General features: G+C 42.0%; 17 protein-coding genes. All 17 read left to right on the top strand.

What is annotated here, in order from left to right:
• The first annotated feature begins 87 nt into the window (after positions 1–87).
• Positions 88–1,896 carry a translation elongation factor 4 gene (gene lepA, locus ACFO3D_RS11690; protein WP_390296148.1) on the top strand — a complete coding sequence of 603 codons (1,809 nt, stop codon included), beginning with the start codon at positions 88–90 and terminating at the stop codon, positions 1,894–1,896.
• 160 nt (positions 1,897–2,056) lie between these two features.
• Entirely contained in the window at positions 2,057–3,217 is a 1,161-nt protein-coding gene (hemW, locus tag ACFO3D_RS11685) for a radical SAM family heme chaperone HemW (RefSeq protein WP_390296146.1), read from the top strand.
• A 76-nt stretch (positions 3,218–3,293) separates the two neighbouring features.
• Positions 3,294–4,325 (top strand): heat-inducible transcriptional repressor HrcA, encoded by a 1,032-nt coding sequence (hrcA, locus tag ACFO3D_RS11680; RefSeq protein WP_390296144.1) that lies wholly within the window; start codon positions 3,294–3,296, stop codon positions 4,323–4,325.
• A 162-nt stretch (positions 4,326–4,487) separates the two neighbouring features.
• The gene (grpE, locus tag ACFO3D_RS11675) at positions 4,488–5,069 is read left to right on the top strand and encodes a nucleotide exchange factor GrpE (RefSeq protein ID WP_390296142.1); all 582 of its coding nucleotides are present in this window, start codon (positions 4,488–4,490) and stop codon (positions 5,067–5,069) included.
• Positions 5,070–5,099: 30 nt separating this feature from the next.
• Positions 5,100–6,938 carry a molecular chaperone DnaK gene (gene dnaK / locus ACFO3D_RS11670; RefSeq protein WP_390296140.1) on the top strand — a complete coding sequence of 613 codons (1,839 nt, stop codon included), beginning with the start codon at positions 5,100–5,102 and terminating at the stop codon, positions 6,936–6,938.
• A gap of 278 nt (positions 6,939–7,216) precedes the next feature.
• Entirely contained in the window at positions 7,217–8,338 is a 1,122-nt protein-coding gene (gene dnaJ, locus ACFO3D_RS11665; RefSeq protein ID WP_390296138.1) for a molecular chaperone DnaJ, read from the top strand.
• A 68-nt stretch (positions 8,339–8,406) separates the two neighbouring features.
• Positions 8,407–9,363, top strand: a complete 957-nt coding sequence (gene prmA / locus ACFO3D_RS11660; protein WP_390296136.1) for a 50S ribosomal protein L11 methyltransferase — start codon at positions 8,407–8,409, stop codon at positions 9,361–9,363.
• 1 nt (position 9,364) lies between these two features.
• Positions 9,365–10,123, top strand: a complete 759-nt coding sequence (locus ACFO3D_RS11655) for a 16S rRNA (uracil(1498)-N(3))-methyltransferase (RefSeq protein WP_390296134.1) — start codon at positions 9,365–9,367, stop codon at positions 10,121–10,123.
• Positions 10,123–11,469 carry a tRNA (N(6)-L-threonylcarbamoyladenosine(37)-C(2))-methylthiotransferase MtaB gene (mtaB, locus tag ACFO3D_RS11650; RefSeq protein ID WP_390296132.1) on the top strand — a complete coding sequence of 449 codons (1,347 nt, stop codon included), beginning with the start codon at positions 10,123–10,125 and terminating at the stop codon, positions 11,467–11,469. Before ACFO3D_RS11655 ends, mtaB begins: the two co-directional genes overlap by 1 nt.
• 151 nt (positions 11,470–11,620) lie before the next feature.
• A complete protein-coding gene (gene deoC / locus ACFO3D_RS11645) occupies positions 11,621–12,292 on the top strand; it encodes a deoxyribose-phosphate aldolase (protein WP_390296130.1) in 672 nt (223 codons plus the stop codon).
• Positions 12,293–12,430: 138 nt separating this feature from the next.
• Positions 12,431–12,604 (top strand): 30S ribosomal protein S21, encoded by a 174-nt coding sequence (rpsU, locus tag ACFO3D_RS11640; protein ID WP_390296128.1) that lies wholly within the window; start codon positions 12,431–12,433, stop codon positions 12,602–12,604.
• 18 nt (positions 12,605–12,622) lie between these two features.
• A complete protein-coding gene (locus ACFO3D_RS11635; RefSeq protein ID WP_390296126.1) occupies positions 12,623–13,069 on the top strand; it encodes a GatB/YqeY domain-containing protein in 447 nt (148 codons plus the stop codon).
• 248 nt (positions 13,070–13,317) lie between these two features.
• Positions 13,318–14,583 (top strand): NfeD family protein, encoded by a 1,266-nt coding sequence (locus tag ACFO3D_RS11630; RefSeq protein ID WP_390296339.1) that lies wholly within the window; start codon positions 13,318–13,320, stop codon positions 14,581–14,583.
• A 24-nt stretch (positions 14,584–14,607) separates the two neighbouring features.
• Positions 14,608–15,603, top strand: coding sequence for a flotillin-like protein FloA (gene floA, locus ACFO3D_RS11625; protein WP_390296124.1), 996 nt, complete (start codon positions 14,608–14,610; stop codon positions 15,601–15,603).
• A gap of 26 nt (positions 15,604–15,629) precedes the next feature.
• The gene (locus tag ACFO3D_RS11620; RefSeq protein WP_390296122.1) at positions 15,630–16,094 is read left to right on the top strand and encodes a hypothetical protein; all 465 of its coding nucleotides are present in this window, start codon (positions 15,630–15,632) and stop codon (positions 16,092–16,094) included.
• Between the two features lie 114 nt (positions 16,095–16,208).
• Positions 16,209–16,490 (top strand): sporulation protein YqfC, encoded by a 282-nt coding sequence (gene yqfC, locus ACFO3D_RS11615; RefSeq protein WP_390296120.1) that lies wholly within the window; start codon positions 16,209–16,211, stop codon positions 16,488–16,490.
• Positions 16,491–16,506: 16 nt separating this feature from the next.
• Complete coding sequence (gene yqfD / locus ACFO3D_RS11610; RefSeq protein WP_390296118.1) at positions 16,507–17,733, top strand: sporulation protein YqfD; 1,227 nt, start codon at positions 16,507–16,509, stop codon at positions 17,731–17,733.
• The last annotated feature ends 1 nt before the right edge of the window (position 17,734 follow it).

The following is a 17,734-nucleotide window of genomic DNA, read 5'->3' as shown; positions in this document are numbered from 1 at the left end:
TTGCTATAATCAATCCTAGTTATTGACGTCTTAATTTTGCGCTTTTATCTCGAACAGGTAAAGGACATGTAGGAGTGAACATCACTTATGGTGAAGAAACAGAGAAACGTGCGTAATTTTTCGATTATCGCCCATATTGACCATGGAAAGTCAACATTGGCTGATCGGATTCTTGAAAACACAAAAGCGCTGACTCAGCGGGAAATGAAGGAACAGTTCCTCGACGCGATGGATTTGGAACGCGAACGGGGTATTACTATAAAACTGAATGCTGTACAACTGAATTATGAAAGTAAAAAAGGTGAGGATTTTACCTTTCATTTAATTGATACACCCGGACACGTCGATTTTACATATGAGGTTTCCAGAAGTCTTGCTGCTTGTGAGGGAGCGATCCTTGTTGTAGATGCAGCTCAAGGGATTGAGGCACAAACATTGGCAAATGTCTATCTTGCCCTTGATAACGAACTCGAAATCATCCCGGTTATTAATAAAATTGATTTACCCAATGCTGATCCGGAGCGGGTTGCTCAGGAACTTGAAGATGTCATCGGCATTGATAAAGACGATGTTATCCTTGCTTCTGCGAAAGATAATATTGGTATTGAAGAAATCCTTGAACGGATTACCACTGATATTCCTGCACCAGCCGGAAATCCGGATGAACCACTTAAAGCACTTATTTTCGATTCGTTATATGATTCATACCGCGGTGTCATCGCCTATGTTTGTGTGAAAGAAGGAGCCGTAAAGGTCGGCGATAAAATTAAAATGATGGCAACAGGAAAGGAATTCGAGGTAAACGAGGTTGGCGTGTTTACACCTAAACCTGTTCCGAAAGACGAACTAAATGTCGGGGACGTAGGCTTTTTGACTGCCTCCATCAAAAATGTGGGTGATTCACGTGTCGGTGATACGATTACCCATGCGAAAAATCAGGCAGCAGAACCATTACCGGGGTACCGGAAGCTGAATCCGATGGTGTTCTGCGGACTATTCCCGATTGATTCCAATAAATACAACGATCTTCGTGAAGCACTTGAACGGCTTGAATTGAATGATTCTTCCCTGCAATATGAGGCAGAGACATCACAGGCGCTTGGTTTCGGTTTCCGTTGTGGCTTTCTCGGTCTGTTGCATATGGAAATTATTCAAGAACGTATTGAACGGGAATTTAATATTGGACTTATTACTACTGCGCCAAGTGTTATTTATGAAGTGGAACAGACAGATGGTGAGATTATCGAAGTTGATAATCCGTCGATGATGCCCGATCCGCAAATAATTCAGGAGATCCGTGAGCCTTTTGTTAAGGCAACGATTATGGTGCCAAATGACTTTGTCGGTCCTGTTATGGAGATCGCTCAGAAAAAACGCGGGCAATTTGTGGATATGGAGTACCTCGATGACATAAGAGTAAATGTTGTTTATCATATACCATTATCTGAAATTGTTTATGACTTCTTTGATCAGTTGAAATCACAAACAAAAGGATATGCCTCATTTGATTATGATTTGATTGGTTACCACCCATCCAACCTTGTCAAAATGGATATTCTTCTGAATGGTGAAACAATCGATGCGCTCTCGTTTATCGTTCACAGGGAATTCTCTTTTGAAAGAGGCAAGCAGATTGTTGAGAAACTGAAAGATCTGATTCCGCGTCAGCAATTTGAAGTGCCTGTCCAGGCGGCAATCGGCAATAAAATTGTTGCCCGGTCCACTATTAAGGCAATGCGTAAAAATGTTCTGTCCAAGTGTTATGGCGGAGATATTTCGCGTAAACGAAAACTTCTTGAGAAACAAAAAGAAGGTAAAAAGCGAATGAAGATGGTGGGATCAGTTGAAGTGCCTCAGGAGGCATTTATGGCGGTTTTGCAGATGAATGATGACTAATATTTTAATGGAGACCCGGTTTTCCGGGTTTTTCTCTTTTGGCAGTAAAGAAAAATAAGTTAGCTTTTTTTGTTAGTATGTCTTGATGTAGTGAAACTGCTGTTTTGGTGTTATGTACTGTAACGTAACCCCGTGTGATTGAGGATTGGAGAGAATTGTAATGGAAGCGAAGTCAGTTTATATTCACATTCCATTTTGCCAGCAAATTTGTCATTATTGTGACTTTACGAAGTTCTTTTATAATGAGCGACTGGCAACGGAGTATATAGAAGCACTGGCAAAAGAAGTAAATACCAATGTTAAAGGTGCAAAAAATAAAGTAAATACCATATATATCGGTGGAGGCACTCCCACAGCTTTGAATATTGCGCAATTGGAAGCCTTGATGAAGCTCATCAACGAAAAGTTCGATGTGGCCAGTTGTAGGGAATTTACGATTGAAGCGAATCCGGGAGAGTTTGAGGAAGAAAAAATCAGATTGATCAAAAGTTATGGGGTTAACCGGATATCGCTTGGTGTTCAGGTCTTTGATGATGTCATGCTGGAGGAACTTGGCAGACTTCATAAAGTGAAAGATGTGTATACCACAGTAAACCAACTGAAGAAGCATGATTTTAATAATATAAGTCTGGATCTTATTTATGCACTTCCAAATCAGACGGTCGAACAATTCGGAAAATCATTGGACGAGGCGGTCTCATTTGGCCTGCCACATTACTCTACATATGCGCTGCAAATCGAACCGAAAACGATTTTTTATCAGCGTCATAAGAAGGGGAAGTTACATCGTCCTCCACAGGATGAAGAAGTTGCCATGTTTGAGCTTCTTAAAAAAACCATGCGGGAAAACGGTGTTCATCAGTATGAAATCAGTAATTTTGCTAAGTCAGGTTATGAAAGTCAGCATAACCTGACATACTGGAACAACGAGTATTATTATGGGTTTGGAGCTGGAGCACATGGATACCTCCCTGGAGTGCGCACAGGAAACCTCCGGCCGTTACCAGCATATACCAAGGAAGCCTTTCTCAGCGGAGTCCCACGGCTAACCAATGAACCGATTGGGCTAAGGGAGATGGTGGAAGAGGAAATGTTCCTGGGATTGCGAAAAGTTTCGGGTGTTAGCAAGAAACGGTTTAAGGAAAGATTTGGGTTCAGCCATGAACAGGTATATGATGATACAGTTGCATATCTGGTACAGAAAGGCTGGCTCGTTGATGACCAGGAAAATTTGCGGCTTACTGAACAAGGTATGCTGTTTGGAAATGAGGTATTTGCACAGTTTCTGCTTGAAGAAGATAAATTAAACCATCTGCGTTGACAAAAAAAAAACGATTTGATAATTTATTATTAGTATTAGCACTCAACAAATGAGAGTGCTAACAGAGGTGATGATCATGCTGACAGAAAGGCAATTATTGATTTTACAAATCATCATTGATGATTTCATCGACTCTGCCCAGCCGGTTGGATCACGTGCCATTTCTAAAAAAGAGGAAATTGACTTTAGTTCGGCCACTATCCGTAATGTAATGGCAGACCTTGAAGATATGGGATTTCTGGAGAAAACACACTCATCATCCGGAAGGGTCCCGTCTGAGAAGGGATACCGATACTATGTTGATCATCTCATTTCACCTCAACGAACAGATAACAGGACTAAACTGATTCATAACATTATTCAGGATGGTATGTTTGAGCTTGAACAGGTGGTGCAGAAATCAGCGGAAATACTGTCAGACATTACAAATTATACGTCCATTATTCTGGGTCCAGAAATATTTGAGACGAAATTAAAGCAGTTGCAGATTGTTACCTTATCATCACAGACGGCAGTGGTTATATTGGTAACAGACACCGGTCATGTCGAGCATCGCTCATTTACCATTCCGGAAAAAATGAGCGCATCCGACCTTGAGAAAATGGTCAACATTTTAAATGAACGGCTTCGAGGCGTGCCGATTCTTAAACTGCCGGAGAAGCTCAACACCGAAGTACTCGACTTGATGAATAAGTACATCTCTGATTTCGAAAAATCCTTTTCATACTTGAAGGAAGTATTTTTCCGGGAAAACCCAGTTAAATTGTATTTTGGCGGGAAGAGCAATATATTGATGCAACCGGAATTTAAGGACATTGAAAAAGTCCGCTCCTTTTACACGATGATTGAAAAGGAAGAAGAAATAGCAAATTTATTGAAAGATACCACAAATGGTATTACAGTGACGATTGGACATGAAAACAAAGTCGATGCGATTAAAGACTTCAGTTTGATTACCGCTGCTTACCGGCTTAACGATGAGCATATGGGAACAATCGCTTTACTTGGTCCGACACGGATGGAATATAAAAGGGTTATTACTTTACTGAATTCCCTATCCAATGAAATGTCGGATGCACTGTATAAGTGGTATAAAAATAGTGAATAAGCAAGTTTCTATAAAGGGCAGGGGAGGATACCTTTCCTGTCTACATAAGCGAAACTATGACATTCGTACTAAATAGCTTGAGCGGATGTTGGGTTATCTAATGTGAAATTCTATGTTTGCTTGGTTATTCATGTTATATTTTTACACTGGGAGGTGGCAGCTATGGCAGAAGAACAGAACAAGGATCAAACAAATGATCAGGAAAAAGACGAAGATCTGGTTACAGAAGTAATCGATGCAGAAGAAGCAGAGAATGATGAAGAAACCACTTCTGATGAAACCAATCTGAAAGAGCTTCAGGAAGAAGTCGAGCAGCTGAAAAAAGAAAAAGATGAAGCATATCAGCGTATGCTTCGAATTCAAGCTGAATTTGATAACTACAAAAAACGCTCACAGAAAGAGAAGGAAGCTGAGCGTAAATATAAATCACAGGACCTGATCACCGAATTACTTCCAGCCCTCGATAACTTTGAACGCGCGCTCAAGGTCGAAGTGAGTGAAGCGGCAGAGGGATTTGCTGAGGGTGTTTCGATGGTTTACAGGCAGTTGAAAGACGCCCTTAAATCGGAAGGACTGGAAGAAATACAATCCGAGGGGCAGGAGTTCGACCCAAATCTTCATCATGCAGTAATGCAGGTTGAGGAAGAAGATAAGGAATCGAATATAGTAGTGGAAGAATTACAAAAAGGATATACCTTAAAAAACAAAGTTATTCGTCCAGCAATGGTTAAAGTAAATAAGTAAAATGATGAGCAGTGAAGGAGGAAGTTGATTATGAGTAAAATAATCGGAATTGACTTAGGTACCACAAACTCTTGTGTGGCAGTGATGGAAGGTGGAGAGTCTGTTGTAATTCCAAATCCAGAAGGTAACCGGACTACCCCATCTGTTGTAGCTTTTAAAAATGGTGAGCGTCAGGTTGGTGAGGTGGCTAAACGCCAGGCAATTACTAACCCTAATACTATTCAGTCCATCAAGCGTCATATGGGCACTGATTACAAAGTAAAAATTGACGATAAAGAATATACTCCACAGGAAGTTTCTGCAATAATCCTGCAGCATCTTAAATCTTACGCTGAAGACTATTTGGGAGAAAAAGTGGAAAAGGCTGTAATTACAGTTCCCGCATACTTTAACGATGCGGAGCGTCAGGCAACTAAAGATGCTGGTAAAATCGCTGGTTTAGAAGTTGAGCGTATTATTAACGAACCAACAGCAGCTGCACTTGCATATGGTATTGATAAAGACGATCAAGACCAGACTATCCTGGTTTACGATCTTGGTGGAGGTACATTCGACGTTTCCATCCTTGATATCGGTGATGGCACTTTTGAAGTTGTTTCAACTGCAGGTGACAATCGTCTTGGTGGTGACGACTTTGACGAAGTAATTATTGATCACATGGTTCAGGAGTTCAAAAAAGAGAACGGAATCGACCTTTCTCAGGACAAAATGGCTAAACAGCGCCTGAAAGATGCTGCTGAAAAAGCGAAAAAAGACTTGTCAGGTGTAACACAGACTCAAATTTCCCTGCCATTCATCACAGCAGGTGAAGCTGGTCCATTGCACCTTGAAATGACACTTACCCGTGCTAAATTCGATGAGCTTTCATCTGAATTGGTTGAACGCACTATGGTGCCAACCCGGAAAGCTCTTAGAGATGCTGATCTTTCTGCAGGCGATATCCATAAAGTTATTCTTGTCGGTGGTTCCACTCGAATCCCGGCCGTACAGGAAGCAATCAAACGTGAAATCGGAAAAGACCCATCCAAAGGGGTTAACCCGGATGAAGTAGTAGCACTTGGTGCTGCAATCCAAGGTGGTGTCCTGCAGGGTGACGTAAAAGATGTTGTACTGCTTGATGTTACACCACTTTCCCTTGGTATTGAAACTATGGGCGGGGTAACAACTAAGCTGATTGAGCGTAATACTACAATCCCGACAAGCCATTCTCAGGTATTCTCAACTGCTGCGGATAACCAGACAGCTGTTGATATCCATGTCTTGCAAGGTGAACGTGAAATGGCGGCAGACAACAAAACGCTTGGCCGTTTCCAACTGACTGATATTCCACCAGCACCACGTGGGGTACCGCAAATCGAAGTTAGCTTTGATATTGATGCCAATGGTATCGTAAATGTACGTGCTAAAGACAAAGGTACGAACAAAGAACAATCCATCACAATCAAGTCTTCTTCAGGATTATCTGATGACGAAGTAGAACAGATGGTTAAAGATGCTGAGGAAAATGCCGAGGCAGATAAAAAACGTCGTGAGGAAATCGAACTGCGGAATGAAGCAGATCAGCTAATCTTCACTACAGATAAAACAATCAAAGATCTTGGCGATAAAGTTTCTGACGAAGAGAAACAAAAAGCTGAAGATGCAAAAGAAGAACTTAAGAAGGCTATCGAATCAGATGACATCGAACAAATCAAAGAGAAGAAAGAAGCTCTACAGGAAGAGGTTCAGCAACTGTCTGTTAAACTGTATGAACAAATGCAGCAAGAACAACAGGCAGCTCAAGGCCAAGAAGGTGGCCAGAACGCTGACGACGATGTAGTTGAAGATGCAGACTACAAAGAAGTGGATGATGAAGATAGCAAGAAGTAATTAATTGAAATTGATGGATAAAAGTCAAAGTCAGGCTCTTTCTTGACTTTGACTTTTTTTAGCAGGTAAGAAAGTATAAATACTTTCTTACTGCATAAGTGCAACTAAGGCTTTCGCCATTAAAGCTTGGCGATAAGCCAAGTTTTCTAACAGGTAGAAAAGAAGTTTAATAACGCATGACAGTTTCCTAACTAGCATGCCATGTTCATTTGCTATAAGGGAGTAAATGATGATATCATAAATTTTATGCAATAGTGTGTCGGGAGAGTGATTTACAAGTGAGTAAGCGCGATTACTATGAAGTGCTTGGTGTTGATAAAGGCGCTTCAAAAGAAGAGATAAAAAAAGCATATAGAAAACTGGCAAGAAAATACCATCCGGACGTTAGCAATGAAGAAAACGCCGCTGACAAGTTCAAAGAGGCCAAAGAAGCGTACGAGGTACTAAGCAACGAACAGAAACGCGCTCAATATGATCAGTTCGGTCACGCCGCACAAGATCAGGGATTTGGTGGCTTCGGCGGTGGTGCTCAGGACTTCGGTGGTTTCGGTGATATATTTGATATGTTCTTTGGCGGTGGAGGTCGCCGACGTGACCCGAATGCTCCCCAGCAAGGAGCGGATCTGCAGTATTCTATGGTTCTTGATTTTGAAGAAGCCATTTTTGGAAAAGATACTGAGATAACCATTCCAAAAGAGGAGAATTGTGAAACATGTCACGGGACAGGGGCCAAACCAGGCACCAAGCCAAAAACATGCTCGCACTGTAACGGTTCCGGCCAGTTGAACACTGAGCAGAACACACCATTCGGACGTGTTGTTAACCGCCGTGTATGCCATCATTGTAACGGCAGCGGCAAAATTATTCCGGATAAATGTAATACGTGCGGTGGAACCGGTAAAGTGAAAAAGAACAAGAAAATCCATATTTCTATTCCTGCAGGGATTGACGAAGGACAGCAAATCCGTGTTTCCGGTAAAGGAGAAGCAGGGGTGAATGGTGGACCTCCTGGTGATCTCTTTGTAGTGATTAGAGTTCGACCGCATGAGTTTTTCGAGCGTGACGGGGACAATATCTACTGTGAACTGCCACTTACTTTTGCTCAAGCAGCACTTGGGGATGAGCTTGAAGTGCCAACTGTTCATGGCAAAGTCATGCTTAAGATTCCTGCTGGTACACAGACAGGGAAGGTTTTCCGCCTAAAAGGGAAAGGTGCCCCGAACGTACGTGGCTATGGTCATGGTGATCAGCATGTGCAAGTACGTGTAGTAACTCCGAACAAGTTAACTGATCACCAAAAGGAACTACTGCGGGAGTTTAATGAAATCGGTGGCCATGAGTCAACCGACGAGCAGGGTGGATCATTCTTTAGTAAGTTTAAAAATGCTTTTAAGAATTAAATGCGGTGTGCTTATGCACTACCGTTTACATAAAAACATTTATTTTATCCGGAAATGGGTGGATTAATTTGAAATGGTCGGAAATATGCATTCATACTACAAATGAGGCTATTGAACCGATTTCTAATATTCTGCATGAGACTGGTGCAAGTGGTGTAGTGATAGAGGAACCATTGGACCCGGACATGGAGCGGGATGATACGTTTGGAGAAATCTATGAGCTTAACACCGAGGATTATCCGGAAGAAGGGGTTTATGTAAAAGCCTATCTGCCTGTTAACAGTTTTCTTGGTGAAACAGTCAACGAAATCAAGCAGGCAATTAACAATTTGATGTTATATGACATAGACCTTGGCAGGAATAATATCACGTTTAGTGAAATCAATGAAGAAGAATGGGCGACCGCTTGGAAAAAGTATTATAAGCCTGTTAAAATATCCAAAAAAATAACCATCACTCCTACATGGGAGACATACGAAGCAGTCGACAGCGATGAAGTTATTATTGAGCTTGACCCTGGCATGGCATTTGGTACGGGTACTCATCCAACAACAGTATTGAGCATACAGGGGATCGAGCGATATCTACAGAAGAATGATCAGGTTATTGACGTCGGATGCGGATCTGGTGTGCTGAGTATTGCCTCTGTATTGTTGGGTGCAAGTGAAGTTTATGCCTATGACCTTGACGATATTGCTGTAAAGGCTACTACGATGAATGCCAAACTCAATAAAGCTGATAAGCAGATTATCACGAAACAAAATAATTTACTTGACCATGTATCCGTGCAGGCAGATATGATTGTCTCCAACATATTGGCTGAAATCATTGTCCGGTTCGTGGATGATGCGTGGAATACCCTGACGGATGACGGTATTTTCATTACTTCCGGTATTATTAAAGCTAAGAAACAACTAGTACTGGATAAATTGACTGAACAAGGTTTCCGGATCTTGGAAGTCAATGAGATGGAGGACTGGGTGTCTATCATCGCCAAGAAAAACAATCAGAAGAGTGGTGCTTGATTTGCAACGCTATTTCGTTCCCGTAGACAACTGGGAAGATAATAAAGTGAGTATTGGCAAGGACGATGCCCATCATATTAATCGGGTCATGCGTCTTCAGCCCGGAGATGAAATCATCTGCAATCACCCGGATGGTAAAGCTGCCAGGTGTTCAATCCTTGTAAGTGAGCCTGATCGCATACAAGCGGAAATTGATGAATGGTTGAAGGAATCGGTTGAACTGCCAGTAAATGTAACGATAGCACAGGGACTACCTAAAAGTGATAAGTTCGAACTCGTATTGCAGAAAGGAACTGAGCTTGGGGCTTCCGGTTTTATTCCGGTACAGGCCGACAGATCGGTTGTCGTGTGGGATAAGAAAAAGGCTGAAAAAAAGCTGATCCGTTATACTAAAATAATCAAAGAAGCCAGCGAACAAAGTCATCGTAATAAAAAGCCGCAGATTCATTCATTAATGTCCGTCAAGGAGCTCGTTCGGGAGAGTTCAACGTATGATATTAAGATTTTTGCATATGAGGAAGAGGCGAAGTCCGAGGTATACCGGTCATTTGGAAGTATAGTAAACGATATGAAACTTGGTGATAATGTTCTCGTTTATATCGGACCAGAGGGTGGTGTCTCGGATGATGAGGTCCACCTTCTGAAGGAGAATGGTTTTGTAGCTGTCCGACTCGGCCCCCGTATTTTACGGACGGAGACAGCACCATTATATGTTTTAGCAAGTATTTCGTATCAATTTGAAGAATTGGGGTGCAGGTAATGCCAACAGTTGCTTTTCATACATTAGGATGTAAAGTGAATCACTATGAAACAGAAGGAATATGGAATATATTTAAGGCGAATGGCTATGAACGGGTCGATTTTGATCACCAGTCCGATGTATATGTGATCAACACATGTACCGTGACCAATACTGGTGACAAAAAAAGTCGGCAGGTAATCAGACGTGCGGTACGTAAAAATCCGGAGGCTGTTGTCTGTGTTACCGGGTGTTATGCACAAACTTCACCTGGGGAGATTATGGAAATCCCAGGGGTGGATGTCGTAGTCGGGACACAAAACAGAAAACAGATGATTGAATATATTGAAGAACACCAGAAGACTCGCGAGCCAATTAACGGTGTAGCAAACATCATGAAAAATCGGGTGTTTGAAGAAATGGATGTACCCGAGTTTACCGACCGGACCAGGGCCTCTTTAAAAATACAGGAAGGATGCAATAATTTCTGTACTTTTTGCATTATCCCGTGGTCTAGAGGGCTGCTTCGGTCCAGAGAGCCGGAAAATGTGGTTCAACAAGCACAGAACCTCGTAGATGCAGGCTATAAGGAAATAGTTCTGACCGGAATTCATACTGCTGGTTATGGAGAAGATATGAACGACTTTAACTTTGCCAAGCTATTACGAAAGCTGGAGTCCGAAGTGGAAGGTCTTATGCGTATTCGTATTTCGTCCATTGAAGCAAGTCAGATAACTGATGAAGTAATTGATGTTCTGGATAAATCTGAGAAAATTGTCCGACACCTGCATATACCATTGCAGTCTGGCTCAGACAGTGTACTTAACCGGATGCGCCGGAAGTATTCCAGTGAGTATTACAGACAGAAAGTGGAAAAAATCCGTACCGCGCTGCCAGGACTGGCGGTTACTTCCGATGTTATTGTCGGCTTTCCTGGTGAAACAGGCGAAGAGTTCAAGGAAACATATAATTTTGTAAAAGAACTCGGTTATTCTGAGCTTCACGTTTTCCCGTTCTCCCGCCGTACCGGTACACCGGCTGCACGGATGAGCGATCAGGTGGATGAAGATATCAAAAATGATCGTGTTCATCAAATGATAGAATTATCCAACCAGCTTGCCAAAGAGTATGCTGCTGGGTATGAAGATGAGGTGCTTGAAGTAATTCCTGAAGAGATGTCGGAAAATGACGGGATGCTGGAAGGCTATACTGATAATTACCTAAAGGTGCGATTCAGCGGACCAGAAAGTCTGATTGGCAAAATAGTCCGTGTGAAAATAACTAAAGCAGGTTATCCATATTGTGAGGGTACTTTTGTGCGGGTAATGGAGTATGCCACCAACTCAAAAATAGAGGCTACATCATAATCCCGGAGTTATCCGGGATTTTTTTGCAGGAATGAAAGTTTAAACTTCTTAACTGCATTAGTGCAACTAATTCTTGTAGGATAACGTGTTCTATAAAGGGTTATGGTAAAATACAAAATGGATACGATGAGAAAAGGAAAGGAAGGTTTTTATGTCCACTAATCTGGCAAAATATATCGATCACACACAATTGAAGCCTGATACAAAGAAAGCTAAGATCACACAAATCGTTGAAGAGGCAAAGGAACATGGCTTCGCTTCTGTTTGTGTTAATCCGTATTGGGTACCATACTGTTATGAAAATCTTAAGGATACGGACGTTAAGGTTTGTACTGTGATTGGCTTTCCGTTAGGAGCTACTGCAACAGGTATTAAAGCTGCGGAAACTGAACAAGCGATTAAAGAGGGTGCAACAGAAGTTGACATGGTTATCAATGTAGGTGAACTTCAGTCTAAGAATTATGATGCAGTAAAAGAAGACATTAAAGCTGTTGTTAATGCTGCAAAAGGAAAAGCTCTTACAAAGGTAATTATTGAAACATCCCTCCTGTCCGACGATGAAAAAGTCCGAGCATGTGAACTTGCAAAAGAAGCTGGCGCTGACTTTGTGAAAACATCGACTGGATTTTCAGGTGGGGGTGCAACCATTGAAGATATCAAGCTAATGCGGAGAACTGTAGGAAGTGAAATGGGTGTTAAAGCTTCCGGTGGAGTTCGTGACCTGGAAACTACTAAGGCGATGATAGAAGCTGGTGCAACCAGAATTGGAGCAAGTGCCGGTGTGGATATCATTGCCGGGAATGAAGGAACTGACGCATACTAAAGAGACATACGGATAATGGCTTATATTAGTAAATTTAAGTTGACCTCCATGGTCTCTTATATTATAATTAGCAAAGACATGTGACAATAAGCATGTCGGTATATATCTGTTTTGTGCTTCGGAGGGAGGGAAATTAGCATGTCAAATACAACTCGCGTTCGTAAAAACGAGTCCATTGAGGATGCTCTTCGTCGCTTTAAGCGTAGTGTGTCAAAAAGTGGTACACTACAAGAATATCGCAAGCGTGAACATTATGAAAAACCTAGCGTTAGACGTAAGAAGAAGTCTGAAGCTGCAAGAAAGCGTAAATAATAAAGAAGGTGCGAGAGCATGACTTTACATGAACAGCTGAACCAGGATATGAAGCAAGCAATGAAAGATAAGGACAAAGAGCGTCTTAGTGTAATTAGGATGGTCAAATCTTCATTGCAGAATGAGAAAATAAAACTTGGTAATAAAGAACTTTCTGAAGACGAAGAATTAACCATTCTCTCAAGAGAGTTGAAACAAAGAAAAGATTCCCTCCAGGAATTTGAAGCAGCTGGACGCGATGATCTTGTTGAAAAACTTGAAACTGAAATCAATATTTTACAAGAATATATGCCTGAACAGTTATCTGAAGAGGAGCTGGAGGCAATAGTTCAGTCAACCATCAGTGAAGTTGATGCAACTTCCAAAAAAGATATGGGTAAGGTTATGAGCGCCATTATGCCTAAGGTTAAAGGTAAGGCAGATGGTTCGCAGATTAATAAACTCGTTCAAAAACATTTAAGCTAAATACAAAAAGCCTTGTCTTGCGGGACAGGGCTTTTTTCAATTTATCTTGAAATATCGTTGGAAGTTATATCCTGCTTATCAACGATGTGATACTATTTATAGTGTGGTTAAATGAAACCATTTCCATACATAATACGTATAGGTATGTGACTGGCATGACAGGAAGGGAGGTATATCGCTTGCATGGTCATCGATACAGAAAATACATAACACTTTTAATGCTTCTTCTGGCCGTATGTTCTTTCTTCATGGCCAGTTCATCCCTAAGTTCAGCTGCAGATGGGGATGGAAAGCTGGTTTATGTGATACCAATTGAGGATGAAGTAGAACGAGGTTTGAAGGCGTTTCTTGACAGAACTACGGAAGAGGCTAAAGACACCGGTGCTGACCGTATAATATTTGAGATCGACACACCAGGCGGCGGGGTTGCAGCCGCAGGACAAATAGCCGAACTTCTTCAGAATCTTGAGATACCGACAACCTCCTTTATTGTCAATCGGGCTTTGTCTGCAGGCTCCTATATTGCACTGAATACAGATAATATCTACATGAAGCCGCATGCGACTATGGGTGCCAGTGGTGTTATAAACCAGGATGGAACAGCTGCAGATAAAAAAGCTCAGTCAGCCTGGCTCAGTGCTATGAAGAGTGCGGCTGAGTCTAAAGGAAGAGACCCACTTTACGCTGCTGCAATGGCTGATCCCAGCATAGATCTACCGGAATTTGATGCTCCCAAAGGTGAGTTTCTTACACTCGGACCAGGTGATGCATTGGAAGTCGGCTATTCCAAGGGGACAGTTGAAGACCGGACAGAGCTTTTAAGCCAGCTTGGACTGTCAAAGGCAACAGTGGTAGAGAAGGAACTGACTTTCTCTGAAAGAGTAGCACGGTTTATAACTAATCCTGTTGTTGTCCCGATATTATTATCATTAGCAAGCCTGGGATTGATTGTTGAATTGTATTCCCCGGGATTCGGTGTTCCTGGAATTATGGGGCTGGTTGCACTGATACTATTTTTCTACGGTCATGTAGTTGCGGGGCTTGCCGGGTCTGAAGCCATCATCTTACTGATACTTGGTGTTGTTCTGATAATAGCTGAATTCTTTGTTCCAGGGGGAATAATCGGTCTTCTGGGTATCGGTGCAGTAGTTGGCTCCCTGATTATGTCCGGTCAGGATATCGGCCATATGGCAATGAGTGTCGGGATTGCGTTCATTGTAGCCATGATTGCTGCGGTAATACTGTTCCGAACAATTGGAATGGAAAAAGGATTCTTTCGCCATATTATACTAAAGGACAGGACGACAACTGAACTAGGGTATGTATCCTCAATCAACAGGCTTGAATTGATTGGGTTAGAGGGAAAGACTGTTACACCTCTTAGGCCATCTGGAACCGCTGTATTTGATAATGAACGGATTGACGTTGTCTCAGAAGGCGGTTTCGTTGAGAGCGGTAAGCAAGTGAAAGTTGTGAAAGTAGAAGGAGTTCGAGTAGTAGTAAGGGAATTATAAAATAATTTAGTAGGAGGAATTTAAATGGATTTAAAGGATCTAATGCCGCTTATAATTATTGCGGTTATCTTGATTGCAGTAGCTGTTTTATTTACATTCATTCCAGTTATGCTCTGGATTAGTGCGTTGGCAGCAGGGGTTAAGGTAGGAATTTTCACACTAGTTGGTATGCGGTTGAGAAGGGTTGTTCCATCGCGGGTGATTAATCCGCTGATTAAAGCCCACAAAGCGGGGTTGGATTTAACCACCAATCAGCTGGAGAGTCATTATCTGGCGGGTGGTAATGTAGACAGGGTCGTAAATGCACTGATTGCAGCTCACCGGGCGAACATTGAATTGTCGTTTGAGCGAGGCGCAGCAATTGACCTTGCAGGCCGTGATGTTTTAGAAGCAGTTCAGATGAGTGTAAACCCGAAAGTAATTGAAACACCTTTTATTGCAGGTATTGCAATGGATGGGATTGAAGTAAAAGCAAAAGCTCGGATTACTGTACGGGCGAACATTGACCGTCTTGTTGGTGGTGCTGGTGAAGATACCGTAATTGCCCGTGTCGGTGAGGGAGTTGTCAGTACAATTGGTAGCTCTGAAGCACATACCAAAGTATTGGAAAATCCTGATTCAATTTCCCATAATGTGTTAAGTAAAGGTCTTGACGCTGGAACAGCCTTTGAAATCCTCTCGATTGATATTGCTGATGTTGATATTGGTAAAAATATTGGAGCTATTTTACAGACAGACCAGGCAGAAGCAGATAAGAATATTGCCCAGGCTAAGGCTGAAGAGCGTCGTGCTATGGCTGTTGCTCAAGAGCAGGAAATGGTTGCCCGTGTTGAAGAAATGCGTGCTAAAGTTGTTGAAGCTGAGGCAGATGTGCCACTTGCACTTGCTGAAGCCCTACGCTCAGGTAACCTTGGGGTAATGGATTACATGAATTATAAAAACATCGATGCCGATACAGATATGCGTGATACGATCGGAAAATTAACACAAGATGAAAAGGAAGATAATGACAAAAAATAATCGTCTTTAGTGAAAGGGGAACTAAGATGGATATCATACTTATCCTCATTGCCATTATCGGGGCTGTGGCAGGCTTCTTTAAAGACAAGTCAGATAAGGACCCTGGAGGACAGAAACGTACGATAAATGTGCCAAGACCGACTCCTACTCCATCAGGTGGAGCCGGCCGGCACTATCCCGTAGAGGAAACAGAGACGAGCGATACAGTTACTATCTCCAAGCGTCAACAAGAGCAACGGGAGCGGCTGGCTGAGCGAGTGAATACGGCCACTCAGGTGGAAATGGATAATCGTAAACATGACTCTTCAATTGGTGAAGTCACGAAGCGGTCCCATACAGATCTATCCAAAGAGCAAAAACAATTTAAAAGTCAGGTAAAGCGTAATTTGTCCAGAAAAGGGCTTGTCAATGGCATCGTTATGTCCGAAATACTCGGGCCTCCGCGGGCAGTGAAACCATACCGCAGTGTTATTGAGCAACGAAGGAAATAATTAGAATATAGAACATACCAGGGAAAGAACCATCGTAACGGAGATGGTTCTTTTTTTGTTGTTCTTATATTGGGGGAGGATTCATAAATATGTATGTGAGAGGGGGCCCCATCTGTGAAGAAATGGCAACAACGAATCGGTCCATGGCTGACCAAGTATCTTGCACTCCCATCAGATGTCATGCTGGAGTTACCAAGAATCACAATGATCGGCCAAATACATGTATACATTGAAAACCATAAAGGGTTGATTGTTTATTCCGACAAAGAACTGAAACTCAGAACGAATAAGGGATATGTCCAGATCTTAGGCTCTTCCTTTGTTTTAAAGATGATGCTGCCGGAAGAAATACTGCTGGAAGGGTCCATACGGGAGGTTAAATTCCTGCCAGATTAATGTTAAGGAGGAGGACATGAAACATACACAAGGTTCTTATATTACAGGTTATGTGACAGTATCGGTGAAAGGTAATCATCCAGAGTTATTTTTTCAGTCGTGTATCGAAAATGACATACATGTCTGGAATATAAAAAAAGATTCTGAGCAACACTGTTCCGGAAACATTAAATTAGCAGATGTAAAAAGACTTAAAAAGATACGACGAGGAACGAACTATAAGCTGACTTTTACAAACAGAAAAGGATACCCTTTTATAATCCGGAAATATACTGGAAGAAAAGAAATAATGATCAGTCTTTTGCTTAGTATTGCGCTGGTATTTTTCCTATCCAATATTATCTGGGAAGTAAGGATTACAGGGGTACCAAAAGATCTGGAGAAAAAAATCAGTAAGCAGCTGACAGCATATGGCATTCACCAGGGAACATGGACATTTTCCGTTGAACCTCCCAGTGATATCCAGCAGAAGCTGATCAACGATATACCGGAATTGCTGTGGGTTGGTGTTCATCAGAAAGGGACAAGCTATATCCTTGAAGGAGTAGAAAAGACAATTGTGAAAGAGGAGGTACCCGAGGGTCCTCGCAACCTGGTCGCGACCAAAAAGGGTGTTATCGAGTATATGTATGTATCGCAAGGACTTCCGATGGTGAAGGTCAATGACTATGTCGAACCAGGTGATATCTTGGTTTCTGGTCGGCTTGGTATTCCCGAGAAAGATGAGGATAAGAAGGATGATAAGAAAAAGGACAAGCATTTTAAGCTCGTAGCCGCCGAGGGTGATATAATAGCAAAAACCTGGTATGAGACCGAAGTCACTGTACCACTAAAAGTTAAACATGAACTGCTGACAGGGGAGCACGAAACCAAATATCATCTTCGGATTAGTGACTTGGATATCCCTATATGGGGGTTTGGCACGCCGGAATTTAATGATATACAACGAGAAAGGGATACGAAAGAACTTTATTTCTTAAAATGGAAACTTCCTATCTCAATTATAGAGACAACGTTAAGTGAGAAAAGGTATCATTCGGTAAAGCGAAATAAACAGGAAGCGATTGAAGAAGGTATTGAACAGGCAAAAAAAGAACTGCAGCTGCAGCTTGGTCCAGAGGCAAAAATCGTATCTGAAAATATTTTGCATGAAACAACCGAGAATGGTAAAGTTAAATTAATCTTATACATGTCTGTGGAAGAAGATATTGCAAAAGCAGAACCAATAGACCAAGGAGATTGAT

The organism is Virgibacillus kekensis (genome assembly GCF_042654125.1).
Taxonomy (GTDB): Bacteria; Bacillota; Bacilli; order Bacillales; family Amphibacillaceae; genus Lentibacillus; species Lentibacillus kekensis.
This window is presented reverse-complemented; position numbering and strand designations above follow the sequence as displayed.